This window comes from Clostridium sp. AF19-22AC (assembly GCF_003479085.1).
Classification (GTDB): Bacteria; Bacillota; Clostridia; order Lachnospirales; family Lachnospiraceae; genus Faecalicatena_A; species Faecalicatena_A orotica.
In genome coordinates, this window is the sequence record NZ_QUGN01000004.1 from 224,102 (window position 1) to 237,924 (window position 13,823).

17 protein-coding genes are annotated in these 13,823 nt (G+C 43.4%); all 17 read right to left on the reverse strand.

Going from position 1 to position 13,823, the window contains the following annotated elements; genetic code table 11:
- Positions 1–26: 26 nt before the first annotated feature.
- Entirely contained in the window at positions 27–695 is a 669-nt protein-coding gene (locus DWX43_RS06625) for a hypothetical protein (protein ID WP_006567793.1), read from the reverse strand.
- A gap of 35 nt (positions 696–730) precedes the next feature.
- Positions 731–1,030 carry a hypothetical protein gene (locus DWX43_RS06630; protein WP_025531137.1) on the reverse strand — a complete coding sequence of 100 codons (300 nt, stop codon included), beginning with the start codon at positions 1,028–1,030 and terminating at the stop codon, positions 731–733.
- A gap of 170 nt (positions 1,031–1,200) precedes the next feature.
- Positions 1,201–2,148, reverse strand: a complete 948-nt coding sequence (locus DWX43_RS27295) for a TraG/TraD/VirD4 family protein (protein WP_006567795.1) — start codon at positions 2,146–2,148, stop codon at positions 1,201–1,203.
- A gap of 666 nt (positions 2,149–2,814) precedes the next feature.
- Positions 2,815–4,107 (reverse strand): VirD4-like conjugal transfer protein, CD1115 family, encoded by a 1,293-nt coding sequence (locus DWX43_RS06640; protein ID WP_006567796.1) that lies wholly within the window; start codon positions 4,105–4,107, stop codon positions 2,815–2,817.
- Entirely contained in the window at positions 4,107–5,249 is a 1,143-nt protein-coding gene (locus DWX43_RS06645; protein WP_233458276.1) for a PcfB family protein, read from the reverse strand. The genes DWX43_RS06640 and DWX43_RS06645 overlap by 1 nt, the downstream gene beginning before the upstream one ends.
- A gap of 68 nt (positions 5,250–5,317) precedes the next feature.
- Positions 5,318–5,767 (reverse strand): hypothetical protein, encoded by a 450-nt coding sequence (locus DWX43_RS06650; protein WP_006567798.1) that lies wholly within the window; start codon positions 5,765–5,767, stop codon positions 5,318–5,320.
- A complete protein-coding gene (locus DWX43_RS06655) occupies positions 5,760–6,731 on the reverse strand; it encodes a hypothetical protein (RefSeq protein WP_008724737.1) in 972 nt (323 codons plus the stop codon). Before DWX43_RS06655 ends, DWX43_RS06650 begins: the two co-directional genes overlap by 8 nt.
- Before the next feature lie 56 nt (positions 6,732–6,787).
- Positions 6,788–7,195, reverse strand: a complete 408-nt coding sequence (locus DWX43_RS06660) for a hypothetical protein (protein WP_006567800.1) — start codon at positions 7,193–7,195, stop codon at positions 6,788–6,790.
- 29 nt (positions 7,196–7,224) lie between these two features.
- The gene (locus DWX43_RS06665; RefSeq protein WP_006567801.1) at positions 7,225–7,791 is read right to left on the reverse strand and encodes a hypothetical protein; all 567 of its coding nucleotides are present in this window, start codon (positions 7,789–7,791) and stop codon (positions 7,225–7,227) included.
- Positions 7,781–9,235 carry a relaxase/mobilization nuclease domain-containing protein gene (locus tag DWX43_RS06670; protein WP_006567802.1) on the reverse strand — a complete coding sequence of 485 codons (1,455 nt, stop codon included), beginning with the start codon at positions 9,233–9,235 and terminating at the stop codon, positions 7,781–7,783. The genes DWX43_RS06665 and DWX43_RS06670 overlap by 11 nt, the downstream gene beginning before the upstream one ends.
- A 2-nt stretch (positions 9,236–9,237) precedes the next feature.
- A complete protein-coding gene (mobC, locus tag DWX43_RS06675; RefSeq protein ID WP_006567803.1) occupies positions 9,238–9,561 on the reverse strand; it encodes a plasmid mobilization relaxosome protein MobC in 324 nt (107 codons plus the stop codon).
- 112 nt (positions 9,562–9,673) lie between these two features.
- Positions 9,674–10,114 carry a hypothetical protein gene (locus DWX43_RS06680; RefSeq protein ID WP_008724729.1) on the reverse strand — a complete coding sequence of 147 codons (441 nt, stop codon included), beginning with the start codon at positions 10,112–10,114 and terminating at the stop codon, positions 9,674–9,676.
- Positions 10,115–10,144: 30 nt separating this feature from the next.
- Positions 10,145–10,561 carry a hypothetical protein gene (locus tag DWX43_RS06685; RefSeq protein ID WP_006567805.1) on the reverse strand — a complete coding sequence of 139 codons (417 nt, stop codon included), beginning with the start codon at positions 10,559–10,561 and terminating at the stop codon, positions 10,145–10,147.
- 23 nt (positions 10,562–10,584) lie between these two features.
- Entirely contained in the window at positions 10,585–11,499 is a 915-nt protein-coding gene (locus DWX43_RS06690) for a hypothetical protein (RefSeq protein ID WP_006567806.1), read from the reverse strand.
- A 23-nt stretch (positions 11,500–11,522) separates the two neighbouring features.
- Entirely contained in the window at positions 11,523–12,347 is an 825-nt protein-coding gene (locus DWX43_RS06695; RefSeq protein WP_006567807.1) for a hypothetical protein, read from the reverse strand.
- A gap of 92 nt (positions 12,348–12,439) precedes the next feature.
- Complete coding sequence (locus tag DWX43_RS06700) at positions 12,440–13,492, reverse strand: hypothetical protein (protein WP_006567808.1); 1,053 nt, start codon at positions 13,490–13,492, stop codon at positions 12,440–12,442.
- Positions 13,493–13,517: 25 nt separating this feature from the next.
- Complete coding sequence (locus tag DWX43_RS06705; protein ID WP_006567809.1) at positions 13,518–13,742, reverse strand: DUF5049 domain-containing protein; 225 nt, start codon at positions 13,740–13,742, stop codon at positions 13,518–13,520.
- Positions 13,743–13,823 lie beyond the last annotated feature (81 nt).

Below are 13,823 nucleotides of genomic sequence, written 5' to 3' on the forward strand. Positions count from 1 at the left end.
AAAAGCCTTGAAATTTGTTTGCATCACTACCTCCTTAGATGCGGCAGCTTATATTTACCCGTCTCCGTGTAAAACTCCGGAAGTGCATACCCCGGTGCGAGCAGTGAATTGTCCGATTTAATTAATCCTTTATCCAACATATCATTGATAACTTCAGCCGTTTTCAAATGAAAAAAACTAATGGCATCATAACCAACACAGATAAGAATATCCTCCTTAAATTCAGCCATAGGATTGTATAACCATGTTTTTTCACACTTTTCGTGATTTAATTTCATGGCTTCGATTACCTTTTCCTCGTATGCTTCCAGGTTTTTCTCATAATAATCTTTCGCTTCAAGTTCAGTAAGAATATAGGCTGCTTGCAAATCAATGGCCCCTTTATAGTGAAAGGTTTTACCGTTCCGCAATTTTTTCGCTATATCAGCCAGTGAGTCAGGATATATATTACCCGATATCTCCAAATCCCTTATCCGCAAATGTTCCTCTCCCTTTGCAACATAAAACTCGTTTGCATGATATCCTAATTGAGTATAGAAATTTGGGTTTTTTTCTCTGTAATCGGTATCCACCTGGAATCCCAGGCTTATGAATAAATTTTTACACTCTTCTCTACATTCCTGACTGGCTTTTGCCTTTTCAAGTAAATTGTCTCCTATATCAACAAAAAAAACTACGCGCCTTAACTCCAGCATAGTGTTCCCTCCACGTTTTCATTAAAACAGCACAATCAACTGATACCCAGGAACGTGAGGACTGTACTAATCCCCGCCATAATCAAGCCGGCAACGATGCCCTTTATCGCAGAATTCATGGAACTCGAATCCTGCTGCTGGTAAGACTGGGCAAACTCCATTACGTTTTTTGCAAGGATAATCACGCCAACGGCACCTATGATGGCAATTACGAGATTCTTCAGATTATTCAAAGGTGCCGTCACCACTTCCGCGCCAGACGCATATACATTTGTTGTATATAACATGGTTGCCATGGCTGCCCCAGCGGTTATACTGCTGATTCTGTTAATCATTTTTTTTGCTTTTTTCTTTTTTTCAGTCAAATTCTTCACTTAAAATCTCCTTTTCTTTAAAAAAGGGCGCAAAAATAGCAGGTATAAAAGAACCTGCTGCGTGCGCCCTCTATTTTTTGCAACAGATTCCCATATATCTGCCATCTTAGGCATAAGAAATATAGGGAAAATTAAGATTCTTGATGGCCGGTCAGTTGTTCGCGTATTTCACGCATTTGTCCGGCACTTTTATCTGATTTAAAGTAAGTCAATATATCCTGGTAGGAAAGACCTCCTACCAATCCAAGACGTATTTCTTCTAACTGCTCTAATGTATAATCATTATTTATTAGCATTTCATTAAACTGCTCTTCTGTAATCTGTCCCAAATCCTGCTTTTCTATATTCTCGATTTCAGTTATTTTGCGGTTCTTTTTCAGTTCATCTTCTGAAAATATCTTTGCCGGCATATCAGGTTCCTGCAATGACAGCAATTCGTCCAGTGTTATTTCATCTATCTGAACATTCAGCCCCTGGTCCCTCTGGCGTTCATAATATTCAAAAGACTGCCGGTTCAGCAATTCGCAGGCTGGCACTGTACTTTTCTCACGGATTGGTGTATGATGATATGGTGGTGCGCCTCCATCAAACGTCTCCTTGAAAAGAGGATGCGCCGGGGTATTGTATTTTGAATCTACAATCGGGTCAAATCCCCGGATAAAGATCAGGCACTTTTTATTATCCAGCTTTCTGGCCTCATCCGGTGTCAGTAGTTCCCTTCCCAGCACATCAAAGTTCCGGCTGCTGCTGCCATTTTTTCCTCTTGTTTCACCAGAACTCCGCTTATCTACCGTAGCCTTCCCGAGCATCTTAGAAATATAATCGTGTGTACTCTGTTCATTCCCGCCAAGGTAGACCAAAGTGTCACAGTTCCCCGGGATGACCTCCCATGTCTTTTCAAACAATGCTTTAATCTGCGCAAGGTTCTGTATAATAATGATCGATGAAATTTCTCGTGACCTCATGGTACTAAGTAAACTGCAATAATCATCCGGTAATGCAAATGGCAATAGGTAAACCTCTGGCACTGCCGCCTCGGGTTTTTCCCCTGCCCCGCACCGTGCATGATAGTTTCCCATCACACGGCGCTCCCCCGACTAAGAACATAATCTCTTAGTATCGGCTTGAGGCTATCCCTCCACCGCTTATTATCACGGTTTCCCTGGTACTGTGCCTCTACTCTCACAACCACTAATGCACTTATTATAGAAGTTTTTCTCCCCCTTCCTTTTCGCTGCAACTACGATACTTTGTCGCTGATACAGTCAGCTCCCGTATTGGCTGCTTTCCACGTTCCACATAACTTAGGATTGCTACCACTTAGGCCGCTCCTTTAGCCCTGCAAGCATTATCTTCAAGGAAAATCCTCAAGATACCTATGCCCTATAAGCACAGAAGGCATTTCATACTAACAAATTTTACTTTGCCCCGCCTGCGTACCCCTGGTACACCTGCATTTCTACAGGCTATTTGTTTAGAGCCGTACATTCGGAACTTTGTCAGACCTCCTTTGGGTCATTCTAGCCATATGGCAGCCCCACCCGCACTGTCACACACAACTCATACCTCTATGAATCTTTCCTCGCCTTTCAGCGTTAGGGTGTGCTTCGCACGACTTTCCCGCGCTTATAACCCCAGCCACTGTATCTGGCTGACGCTACTCGGAGTATCAGTGAATCCCCTTCCGGGCGTTACCCCATCATTTGAGATTTCAGTTATGCAGTTCTCCAAAGCCATTCATGGCTTCAGGCTGCGGTTTTGTCGGTTATTTCTACCGTTTTGGACGCAGAACGTGTCACACCATTAGCAAACTCATCAAGCATAAAGGTCACATGGATTGGTAATCTTCCTTCGTAAATAAAGTCAGCCTGGAAGTACAGTTCCTGGAATATCTGGCTGTAAAGCAGCCCTACAATGCTGTTGTTCGATTTATCGGAATCCGGAATCACACAAAAAAGAGCTGTTTTTGTCTTTCCGTCACCATTTCTTCCCACCCCTATCTCCGGGATATTGATATCATCATGGTCCAGGATACGGAGGATTTGTGGATTTTCCAAAAAAGCCAGTCTGGAATTTGCACTGATTACAATACTCCGGACCGTATCAGCCGCTCCTCTGATTACTTTATAATACTGTTTGACTGCTGGATGATTGCTTCCCTTTTTACGCTCCAGGCGCTTAATCCTGCGGTCTAAGTCCGATGGCGAGCCATCATCACGTACCTCTGCTTCTCCCAGTAATTTCAGTACCGTGGAAAAGTTCTGTTCACTTTTGGGGCATTCCAGCCAAACATAGTAGAACAGCGCCTGCAGGTATAGCGACTCTGCTTTCTCCCAGAAGGGATCGCTGCTCTGGGAGTTTTTCGGGGTTGTATTGGCGATCAGGTTTGTAATTAATTTTACGACATCTGATTCCTTCCGGATATACATAAATGGATTATAGCAGTCAGACTCTTCCATGTTCAGCAGATTCAGGACTTTGACAACATAACCGTGTTTCTGTAAGAATCCCCCGCAGGCTTTTAAAATTTCCCCTTTCGGATCAGTGATTATATAAGAAGAACGGTTAAGCTGTAATAAATTAGGCTTACAAAAGAAGAAACTCTTTCCCGCTCCACTTCCCCCGATGACCAAAGTATTCAAGTTCAGCTTCGTTTTACGCGAATCCATCCTCATACGGACATTTTGGCTTAGTATGCGGTTCTCTGTCTCGTCCTTCTCGGCTAACACCTGATTCACCTGTTTGATATCTGCAAATTTGGCTGTACCATATTCTTTTCCCGGCATATAGTTTTTCCTGCTGGTCAGATACATGGCAATCGCAATCATATATACGAATTCTGCAAGTAATATCCCCTTAAAAGTTGTATCATTAAAGTAATTTCCAAATGGGCGGGCCATAACCATGTTAAGACGCTCCATAAAGGTATTGATATCAATCCCCTGTTCCCAGATGCCATTAAGAAGATACCCGCCATATGCCGCCAGCACACCACCAAGTACAATCAGCCAGACAGAAGTTTTTTTCTTATTTTCCATTACCTTCCTCCCCGCTTTTTCAGTTGGCCTGCCATCTGCAGTTTCCGGTTTTCTTCTTTTTTCTTGTGCAGCATGTCTCTGGTTTCCTTTAAGACCGGATCATAACTCTGGCTGTATAGCTCTTCACCGGTGCGTTTTCCAATCACCTGCCCCTCGTTATTCACCACACTGTATTCCTTATCCTTCTGAAGATTTGTAAATATGGTCCTCTTCTCCTCACTGATATGGGATATGGAATTTTTATCTATCCACAGGTACTCATTCTTTTTGAACGGAATCCGTGTGAGAATTCTCTTTTCAGTCTCTTCCACCGCAAGGCTCCTGGCAATAAAAATCTGATGGATATTTGGATCGTCTCTGACAGCTTCCTTTGCATGCTGCAGTACCTTCCTCTGGCGGCTATTCATCTCAGACATCTGCTTCTGTGCAGCCTCTGCCTTATGCGGCTGCTCCATCCCCCGCACAATAGGCTCCATGTCCTCCGCATGCTGCCATTTTCCCTGTTTCTCATACGCAGCAAACTCCTGTTTGTCCATTTTAAAGGCCATGCTGCCATCGTCATTGATCTCCAGGATTCCCAGGCTTTCCATATATTTCAGTACAGGCTCTACTTCCGCCCATGGCATATCTATGGCATTACTGATTTCCCCAACACCCGCCCCTGGTGTCTGTGCCAGATATGTCCCAACTGCCTTAAATCCCCATGGAGAGATGGACTGTTCTTTAGGGGCGCTCTGCTTGTTTGGGTCCGACATATCCTTCTTGTCTATCCCGTAAGTCTCTTTCAGTTCCTTCTCCTCCCCGTTATCCAGATAATCCTGGATTGATTCAATCTTGCTCCCCTCGATGTCCCCCATGATTTGATTCACTCTAGGTGTGGCATCAGAATGAAAAAGGATTTCACTTTTACCATCCGCTTTATTGATATCTGGAAGGAGTGCATAGCGGATTTTATATTTATCAGCCAGCTTTTTCACCTTATTAATATCAGTCGTATCAAAACGGAAAACCTGCAAATCGCCTCCTGTTTTAAGAAGGTCTTTTACGGTTGTCCTTCCGGATAAACGTTCCATCTCCACCAACCTGCCGATGAATTTTCCAATATCCTTAGCCGTATGAAGCCCGCCTCCGACAATTTTCATGAATATCTCAATTCCCTCAAATGACACCCGCAGGATTTGGGTAGCTTCCTGTATTTCTCCTATAGAACTCACCTCCTAACTGCTTCATTCTCTTTTTTCTTTTCATCTTCGCGTTTCCGCAGCTCCTCCAGCATCCGGTCCAGTTCATAGTCCACATTCTTATCCTGCAGGATTTTCACAAGTAACTGATTTGCTATTTCCTGATTGATATTTGCCACTTCTAACTGTATGATATACTCTTTGATTCTCTCCTGCAGTTCGCTCCCGCCCCGGATGGCATACTGCTCTATAATCCCAGCCTCCAGGTTCCCCTGGGATTTTTCCTTTTCCCTGACCGCAGCGATATGAATGACCGCATCATGCACACAGTCTAAGTCCTGCTGATGGAACGCATAACCTAAAAGTATCCTTTTATCCTCCTGGGTAAATACAAAGTCCTGCTTTTCCATTAAATCCATCATTTGGTAGCACTCCCGGACCATTCTGATATTTAATGACACCACACCAGCCTCACGCATCTGTATGTCTCCTTTCCCGTACCAGCAGCATAATCTCACGCATTTTCCGCATTTTATCAGCAGTCAATTCCTTTTTGATAATCCGCTTTACTTCATCATCGGCCAATCCTGAATCAAAGGCAGACCTGACTTCTTCAAGTTGTTCTGACGATAATCCTTCCGCAGCGATTTTATCCAGAATATCCGATGTCTTCTGCGGGAACAGCTTCTCAAGGATAGTTTTTTTTGTCTGCGGCGGCTGCGGTCTCCAATAAGATGGAGGAACGGTAGGTGCAGTTACCTTCTCTGTCTTTCCCTCAACCACTTCGGCATTTGACCGTGTTCTTGCCGCTGTAAGTTCCTCCTCCAGCTTCTTTATCTGTGTTTCCTGCACCGCAGCTTCTTCCTGCAGTTTTTTGATCAAACTGTCTTTATCTTTTAGGTTCTCATATAAATCCTTAATCTCCTGGTTTTTCTCGTCCAGGACGTGTTCTTTCACCAGTGTTGAGAGCACCTCAAACTTCTCGTTATTCTCTTTAAACTGCTGCAGAGATGTCTCCATCATTTTTATCAGGTTTTCTGTATACTCCTTAAACGCCGCGCCTTCTGCGGAATTACCAGCATTCTTTTTGGCCTCAATCAATTGTGTCCTCATTTTTTTCATCCGGCTCGCCGGCAGATCCGGTGTCGCATAGGACATGATTTCTTCCTTCGTAAGCCCAGAGACGGAACCAGAAACAATTTCCGGTATCTGGTACTGGTCAAATGTGCCCTGACAGCACAAATCAACCAGTTCCCCGTCTACATCTTCAAGCATTGCAAAAACGGTCTGACGCATCTGCTCCGCATTAAGCTTTGGGATTGCAACCCGCCGCACGTCTTTAATGCCCAGCCCGTATTGGAAAGCCATCTGTATTACTTCAATCTGGTCCGCCCCCAGCTTTTTACGGCACTCTTCTAAATATTTCTGTTCTTCTATTGTCATATCTGCCTCCTGCAATAAAAAAAGACAATCCAATCGGCTGCCTCTCGATTCATTTCTTATCTTACTTTTGGGGAATTTGCTTTATTTTTCTGTTTTTCCGCCTTACCTTCCTGCCAATCCTGGGATACTGGTTCAAACTCGCTTTTTCCATGTTCCTCAAGCCATCCCCTAATATCGTCAATCGGTGTTACAATAATTTTTTTCATGAAATCATTCGCAGCTATGGCCTGATATCCTGCACCCTGGTTCAAGATAATCATTTTTTCTGCATATTCCGAAATCTTACTATACTGGGTGTGGCTTTCCAGCAATTTGATTTTTTCACGAAAAGACGCAATGAATAGCTTATATGGCATGGATAGGCATGTAATGCCTCGCTCCTCTGCAAATTTTAGTGCGTCTGTATAACTTTTTTGTTCTGATTCAGTCACTTTCCCATCATTGTCGAAAAATTGATACTTCAAATTATTCCTCCTATATATCAAGCAATCCCCTACCGTACCTTTCCTGATCGGGCCGGAACCTTATCCGTTATATTCTCTAAAGAAGAAATAAGAGCCATAATTTTTTCACTGTGAACTTTTTCCAAAACAGTCTCTAAATAGTCTATGATGTCCTGGCGCTTTTCCCGGTCTCCAATATCCCTGTAGATACGTCTTACCGGATCGGACTGGTTGTCCCCGGCTCTCATGTATCCTGCATCAAGATAATGGATAAAGTCTGTTTCCTTCATCACTTCGTTCAGTTCCCATGCCACTTCCGCCATTTCTTCCTTCTTATCTGCTTTCCTGACAGCTCCGACCTCATCTAATTTATCTGCCAGACTCACGCCCTGCTTTCTGTCCTGGTCTGGTAAGAGCGAAGAACGGTACATCAAAAAGCAGGTTAGATGGTCCCTCAATCTATGATTGTCTAAGACCGCTCTAATCCCAGGTATTTTCCCCCCTGCTGGTACTAAATCACGGAAGCTCTCAATATATGCGTCTCCCAGCTTACATTCCAAAAGATATTTTTTTATTTCAGAAGCCAGTTTTTCCAGTTTATCCTGCTCATAGATCACGACTTTCTCCTCCTCTTTCCCTGCTTTTCTGCTTGTCTCTGCTCTGCATTCTCTCCTTTTGCTCCTGCATGATTTTCTTCCCTATCCTCTGCTGTCGTCTTACCTCCGCAAGAACCTCATTGAGCCGGCGATTTTTCTCCTGGAAATTCAGGTACAACCGCTCTGCTGATTCAAACGTGTACCCCATATCCAACAACTGCGTTTTTAGCTGCTCTGCCTGCAGGTATTCTCCCTTAAATTCCTGATACCCCTCCTCATATAAAGAAACCTCAACCTTCAGTTCCTGGAGCTTTTCCCAAAGCTCAAATATCTCTGTATTGGCTTCACGGTTCTCTTTTTGGTTCTTTTTCTCCTGCCTAAGCGATTTTGCCTGTTCAGCCAATGCTTTCCTGATATTTTCCAAGTCCTTGTCTGTATGTATCTGATAAGCCGAAATGAAATTATATTTCTCCTGTATCTCATGAAGTTTCCGGATATCTTCTTTATATTTCCAAGCATCGGAATAAGGCTGTTTTTTTAGGACGCCCAGCCGGTATAACTTTGTAAAATACATCTTCTGGTATCCAGTCAATGGGGACTTTCTTCTGGGAATATAACCAGTCACTTTTTTGACTCTGGGCGGCAGTTCCAATACTGGCTCCGGCAGTTCCTTTTCTCTTGCAGATATGGGGATACTTAGCCGTTCCCGTAATTTTTCTTCTGTGTAATCGCCGCCCAGGGTATCCAGCCTGCGTCCCTTATCCATACCTGGCGGCTTTAACAGAATATGCGCTCCCTGTTTTATCTCATATCCCCGTTCCTCCACTCCAATAAGGAACTCATCCCAGTTTTCCGCCTCGGCCGCCACCTGGTCGATGTCACGGCGGATCATATCATTCCAACTAAATTTACCATCTTTACCCTGGTCCCAGATGCGTTCCTTTTTTTTCTTTCTGTTCTGACGTACTTTATCCATGTCCAGCGTTGCCATATGGTACTCTTCACAGATTTTGTTGACAAGCGGCTGTATGATTTTGTCCCAATCACCATTTCGGTAATCATATTTCTTCCCTTCTCCAATACAGCGGACACTATTAAATGCAATATGGCCGTGGATATGATCGGTATCATCATGAAGCGCATAGACTGCCTCAAACTCTTTTCCAAGGTACTCCTCTACAAATTTCCCTATAATCTTCATGGCAACATCTTTATCAACGGTATCTGCCGCCTCTTCAAATGAGATAATGATATGGTATCCCTGGCGTCCCCCCATCTTATCGTACCTTCGCTTAGTGTTCAGCATTTGTTTCAGTGCAGTCTCCGGCAGACAGTTATGGCCTGAAACATACAACCCATTTTCAGTTTTGCTGTCCTTCGTAATATAATTAATCGTATTTGCGAGATGCTTTGCCTGAAATCCCGATTTTGCACATCCCATATGCAGAATTTTACTGATAGCCATACTTAATTACCCGCTATGTCCAAATGGCTGACTACCTGCATGACTGCCTCCTTGATCTGCTTCATATAAACATACAGACGTTTTTTATCGGATTCATGGTATAAGCCGCTGTTGTTGTTTTTGACAATTTGGTTGATGTTTATCCCGATATGGTTTATCTCATTCGTGAGATTCTGTAATGCTTCCAGAAGTTCCGGATAATCTCTGGGGCGGTTGGTTATCAGCATCCTCAGATACTGCGAATCGGATAGCCCTCTCTCTTTTGCCTTCCTGTTCAGCTCCTCCAATTCCTCGCATGACAGCCGAATTTCTTTCCGGCAGTTCATCTTTTTTACGCTTCTCAGTCTCTACTCACATCCTTTCATCGAATAAACAGCAAAAGAAAAGGAAGGAACCACAGCAATCAGCTATATTCCTTCCCTCTTGATACTTTACTTATCATCTTACTGATCTCCGCCCAGCCGTGATATCCACGGGAGGCAGGATTTCCTGTATCTTTCCACGCAGCTCCTTTTGATAATAGGTCCTCTGGAAAGCGGCATTTAGTATTTTCTCGTCCGCTTTCAATCCTTCCAGGGTTTTATGAAGAATTTGCCATTCAGAGTGTCTGCTTAACTTAAAATAGTCCCTGGTATCAGATATCATCTTGTAGTTCTGCTCACACGCAGCATCAATCACCTGGTCAATATCCGTCTCCAAAGAATCACCAGATTCCATGTCCACCTTATACAATTGTCCGTGGCCGTCTGTTTCTAATGTATAGCCACTTTTAGTTGTATACCCCACTACCTGTTCAGCCTCCGCGCGGGTAAGTGGAAAAAGTATATCAAACTCGTCAAGATATTCCATTAATTTTCCAGATGTTTCAATTCGTCCCAAATCATCCCCTTCTTTCCATAATTCATTCTATCAGCGGGAATTTTTCTTCGCCGGTGTCGCTTTTTGATTTACCTGTTTCCATAAGGAGGTCTGTTCATATATATCGTCTAACAGCCTCTCATCTTTTTTTAGCTGTTTTATCCTGTCTATGATTTCCCTCTCTTCACTGCTTCCAGCTTTCTCTTCCAGTCTCTGTCTGGAATCTAAGATGAATTCATTGTTCCATTCACAGGCAAGGAATGTAACCTCGTCCATGGTGATTTCTTCTATTTGTTCTCCCTCTAAATCCACCCAATAGAGCTGCCCTTTTTCATCTACGTGTAGCCCATAGGCACTTCCCTCCATATAGTCCAACAGAACCTGGGCATGTTCCTCATTCAGTGAAAATGGTATAGAAAAGTCATCGAGATAGGCCAGCAGTTCCGTGGCCGTATTCAATTGTTTCAAATAATGCCTCCTTGCCCGGTATCCTACCGGCTATGTCCTGATAGCGGCTTCTTATCCTTGTTTTCATACTTTTTTAATACCGCCAGAATCTCACTTATTTTTTTACGGGCCGTCTCCGGAAGTTCCCCCATCTCAGCATTTCGCAGAAACTGCGCTTCGGTCTTCCTTCCATATAATGTTGCCAGCCTGCCGTATGTCTCTTTTGCCAGGTCAACTTCGGTATCTCCAGACTGCAGCTTTTCCGCCCAAACCTCCGGCATATGATCCCGGACTAAAATACAGATATCGCAGGCAGCCTGTTGTAAATCCGTGCGCTTTAAAATAGGTTCCTTTTGATCAATAGACCATATACCATTCAGCATGTCCTGCGCCAATCTCAAATCACGCTCATCTGTTCCATTTAGGATTGTATCCACAACCTTCTGTAGCTGCTGGTACTCCTCATCCATTCCCTGTAAAGGAATACTCTTATTTTTATCCAGTCTCTCCATAATGTCGCACACCTCCAAGCCAACAGCTTTTTGTATGGATTCCTTTGTGATGTTATTTTCCCTGCAATATTCCAGATAAGTTTCCAGTCCCCCTAAATATGTAATTTCCTCCAATGGGGTGTCAGCCAGTTCCTCCCATGTATCATAATGGCCCTCTATTGTCATGGCTGCTATCGTACAATCATCAAATTCCAAGTCATAGAACAGGTCATCATCTGTACTGCACATTCCAATCCGGTAAATATCAGGCTGGTCTTCCTTAGCGTACACATTGAAAAATAACCTGGCTTCATCGGTACTCGCAACTGCTGCATATTGGTATGGGCTGCCCTTCACCCTGTCCTTGTTCAAGATATACAGCAGGGTGTATTCTCCAAAGTGGTTTCGTTTCAGATACTCCTTACTGTCATAGATCAATCTCTCAGTTTCTGTCTGTTTTGCTTCCATATTCCACCTCACCTATTTCTTTATCAACGGCTGTTGTGTCTGCTCTCCAGGTGCGGTTTATAAGCAGAGTCCTGTTTTTCCAGTTCTGCCATCTTAAATAAATCTAATACCTCCCACCCAGTAGCAGCCTTAATAGCCGCTGCTGAAATGTTGTTTTCTTTACAGTATTCCAGGTAATCCGCTACCCCCATTTTATGGGGGATTGCTCCAATGCCCCACCTGCTCAGTTCCTCCCAGGCGTCCAAATGGCCGTCCATTGTCATTGCAGCAATTTTGTACCCTTCCTCCAGCAGCCCAAACAGATATTTATCTGTATATGCGTATCCAATATTAAATTCAACAGTCTTATGCGCAGAAGGAGAAAAACTAACAGCCCTGTCCTGCCCATATTCTGCCAATCCCTGATAGGTGTCCTCTCCGTGCGCCTCCATTTTTAAAATATGATAGATAATGGCTCCCTGGTACTTTTGCGAATCCAAAAACTCTTTGTTTTCACAAAGCACTTTGAGTACATCCATCTGGGGGTTTTGTATCTTTGGGGGCAGACTATTTAATTCCGTCAGGACTCTTGCAATCTGTATTTCCAGCCCATATTCTGGCTGCTTGCGTTTCAGATAGTCAAGCCAGAACTGCATAAATTCCTGTTTCTTCTCTGGATTATTTATTTCCCTGCACATTCTTTCCACCGCATGTGCCTCTGATTCTCCGGGTAAGCGCGCTGCATTCCATTCCCCACCCCCAACAGCGTTCAGCATATTGCAGATATCCCTGGATAAATCCTTCCCCATTCCCAGTTCTCTCACCTCATGTATCCCTGATGCTTCAAACTTTTCCGGTTCATATTTCAATGTCCTGTCTCCTCTTTTCTAAATAACCGTTATAGCCATTTTTCTTACCCTGCCCTTTACATGGCGGTTTACCTGCCATTTCAGTTTTTTCACTATCGAGTCCTTTTTCTGTCTGCCTGGCTCACATGATTCATATAATCCTGCTTCTGTAATTTTACCTCATCAAGCAGATCTCCTACACTCCATCCGATAGACGCTGTAATAGACGCCGCTGTGATATTTCTTTCTTTACAGTAAATAAGGTAATCCTCAAATCCCTCTCTATGGGGCAACGCGTCGAGGCCCTCCCTGTCAAGTTCGTCCCAGACATTAAAGTGGCCATCCATCGTAATCGCCGCTATTTTATAGCCTTCTTCCATCGGTTTAAACAGATCCTCATGAACCGATGTATCACCTATATAAATTTCAGTAACTTCTTCCTTAGAAATAGAAAAATAGACTGCCATTTCCTGCTCATATTCAGCAACTCCCTTGTAACTGACGGCCCCATCCTGTTCTTTTTTTAGGATATAGTAAATACTGGCATCATGATACTTTTGAGAATCTAAAAATTTTTTATTTTCTACGAGTACCTTAATTCTCTCCATAAATGGAGTTTCCATGTGCGTAAATCCTTTGTTTAGTCTTGTTAAAACTTCCGCAGCCTGTATTTCCAGTTCATATTTGGGCCTCATACGTTCCAAATAGTCAATCCAGAATTGCATGAACTCACGCCGCTTCTCCGGATTCTTTATCTCCTGATAGGTACGTCTCACTACGTCCGACTCCGATTCTCCTGGTAAACGCATCGCTTCCCATTGCCAGTAATCAACAGATTTTGTCATTCTGCATATATCCCAGGCCAGATTTTTCAAAAAGTCCGACTCTCTATTTTTGTCAGGATATCCATATTCCCATAGTTCTCCGATCAAGCCTTCTGTCTGCCTTGTAACCTCAATGCTTTTTGCACGGCTGACCTTATATAAGTAATCAATAAGCAGCTTCCTGGCATCCGCAAACCGGAGCGTATCCAGAACATTTTCGGTTTGGTTGTAAGGATACGGCTTATAGAAAAATGGGGTAAAAATGTCTCCCAATGGTCCTCTCTTCATGAATTCGTCCACGTAATCTTTTAATCGTTCAAATTCCTCTGGTTCATACCTCAATACTCTGTCTCCTTTACATTCTGTATTATCTATTTTTCTGTCTGTCCTGTTTGGGAATGTCCTCCTTTTTCTGATGCTCTTGTTCGGAAGTTTTCCCCCATATAATAAAATGGCAATATTCGCTTTTATGGTTCTGCAAATATTCCGCCAGTTCGAGAAATCCCATTTTTAGTGCAATTTTCGTAACTGCAGTCACGTCAAACATATTGGTTTCACCAGTATCCCTGACCACCAATATCTGCTCTTTCACAATAGGTTCTATTACAGTTCCAGCTCCTTCCCTTTTCTTTTTGCCCTCTTTACTTCTGAAAATCTAAGGGGCCGGTCCGGA

Coding starts and splice junctions, on each gene's coding strand:
- DWX43_RS06640 (WP_006567796.1), bottom strand. CDS start 4,107: ATGGAAAATAAGAAAAAAACTTCTGTCTGGCTGATTGTACTTGGTGGT.
- DWX43_RS06630 (WP_025531137.1), bottom strand. CDS start 1,030: ATGATTAACAGAATCAGCAGTATAACCGCTGGGGCAGCCATGGCAACC.
- DWX43_RS06625 (WP_006567793.1), bottom strand. CDS start 695: ATGCTGGAGTTAAGGCGCGTAGTTTTTTTTGTTGATATAGGAGACAAT.
- mobC (WP_006567803.1), bottom strand. CDS start 9,561: ATGAACTGCCGGAAAGAAATTCGGCTGTCATGCGAGGAATTGGAGGAG.
- DWX43_RS06690 (WP_006567806.1), bottom strand. CDS start 11,499: ATGGAAGCAAAACAGACAGAAACTGAGAGATTGATCTATGACAGTAAG.
- DWX43_RS06655 (WP_008724737.1), bottom strand. CDS start 6,731: ATGACAATAGAAGAACAGAAATATTTAGAAGAGTGCCGTAAAAAGCTG.
- DWX43_RS06645 (WP_233458276.1), bottom strand. CDS start 5,249: ATGAAAATTGTCGGAGGCGGGCTTCATACGGCTAAGGATATTGGAAAA.
- DWX43_RS06650 (WP_006567798.1), bottom strand. CDS start 5,767: ATGCGTGAGGCTGGTGTGGTGTCATTAAATATCAGAATGGTCCGGGAG.
- DWX43_RS27295 (WP_006567795.1), bottom strand. CDS start 2,148: ATGGGAAACTATCATGCACGGTGCGGGGCAGGGGAAAAACCCGAGGCG.
- DWX43_RS06670 (WP_006567802.1), bottom strand. CDS start 9,235: ATGGCTATCAGTAAAATTCTGCATATGGGATGTGCAAAATCGGGATTT.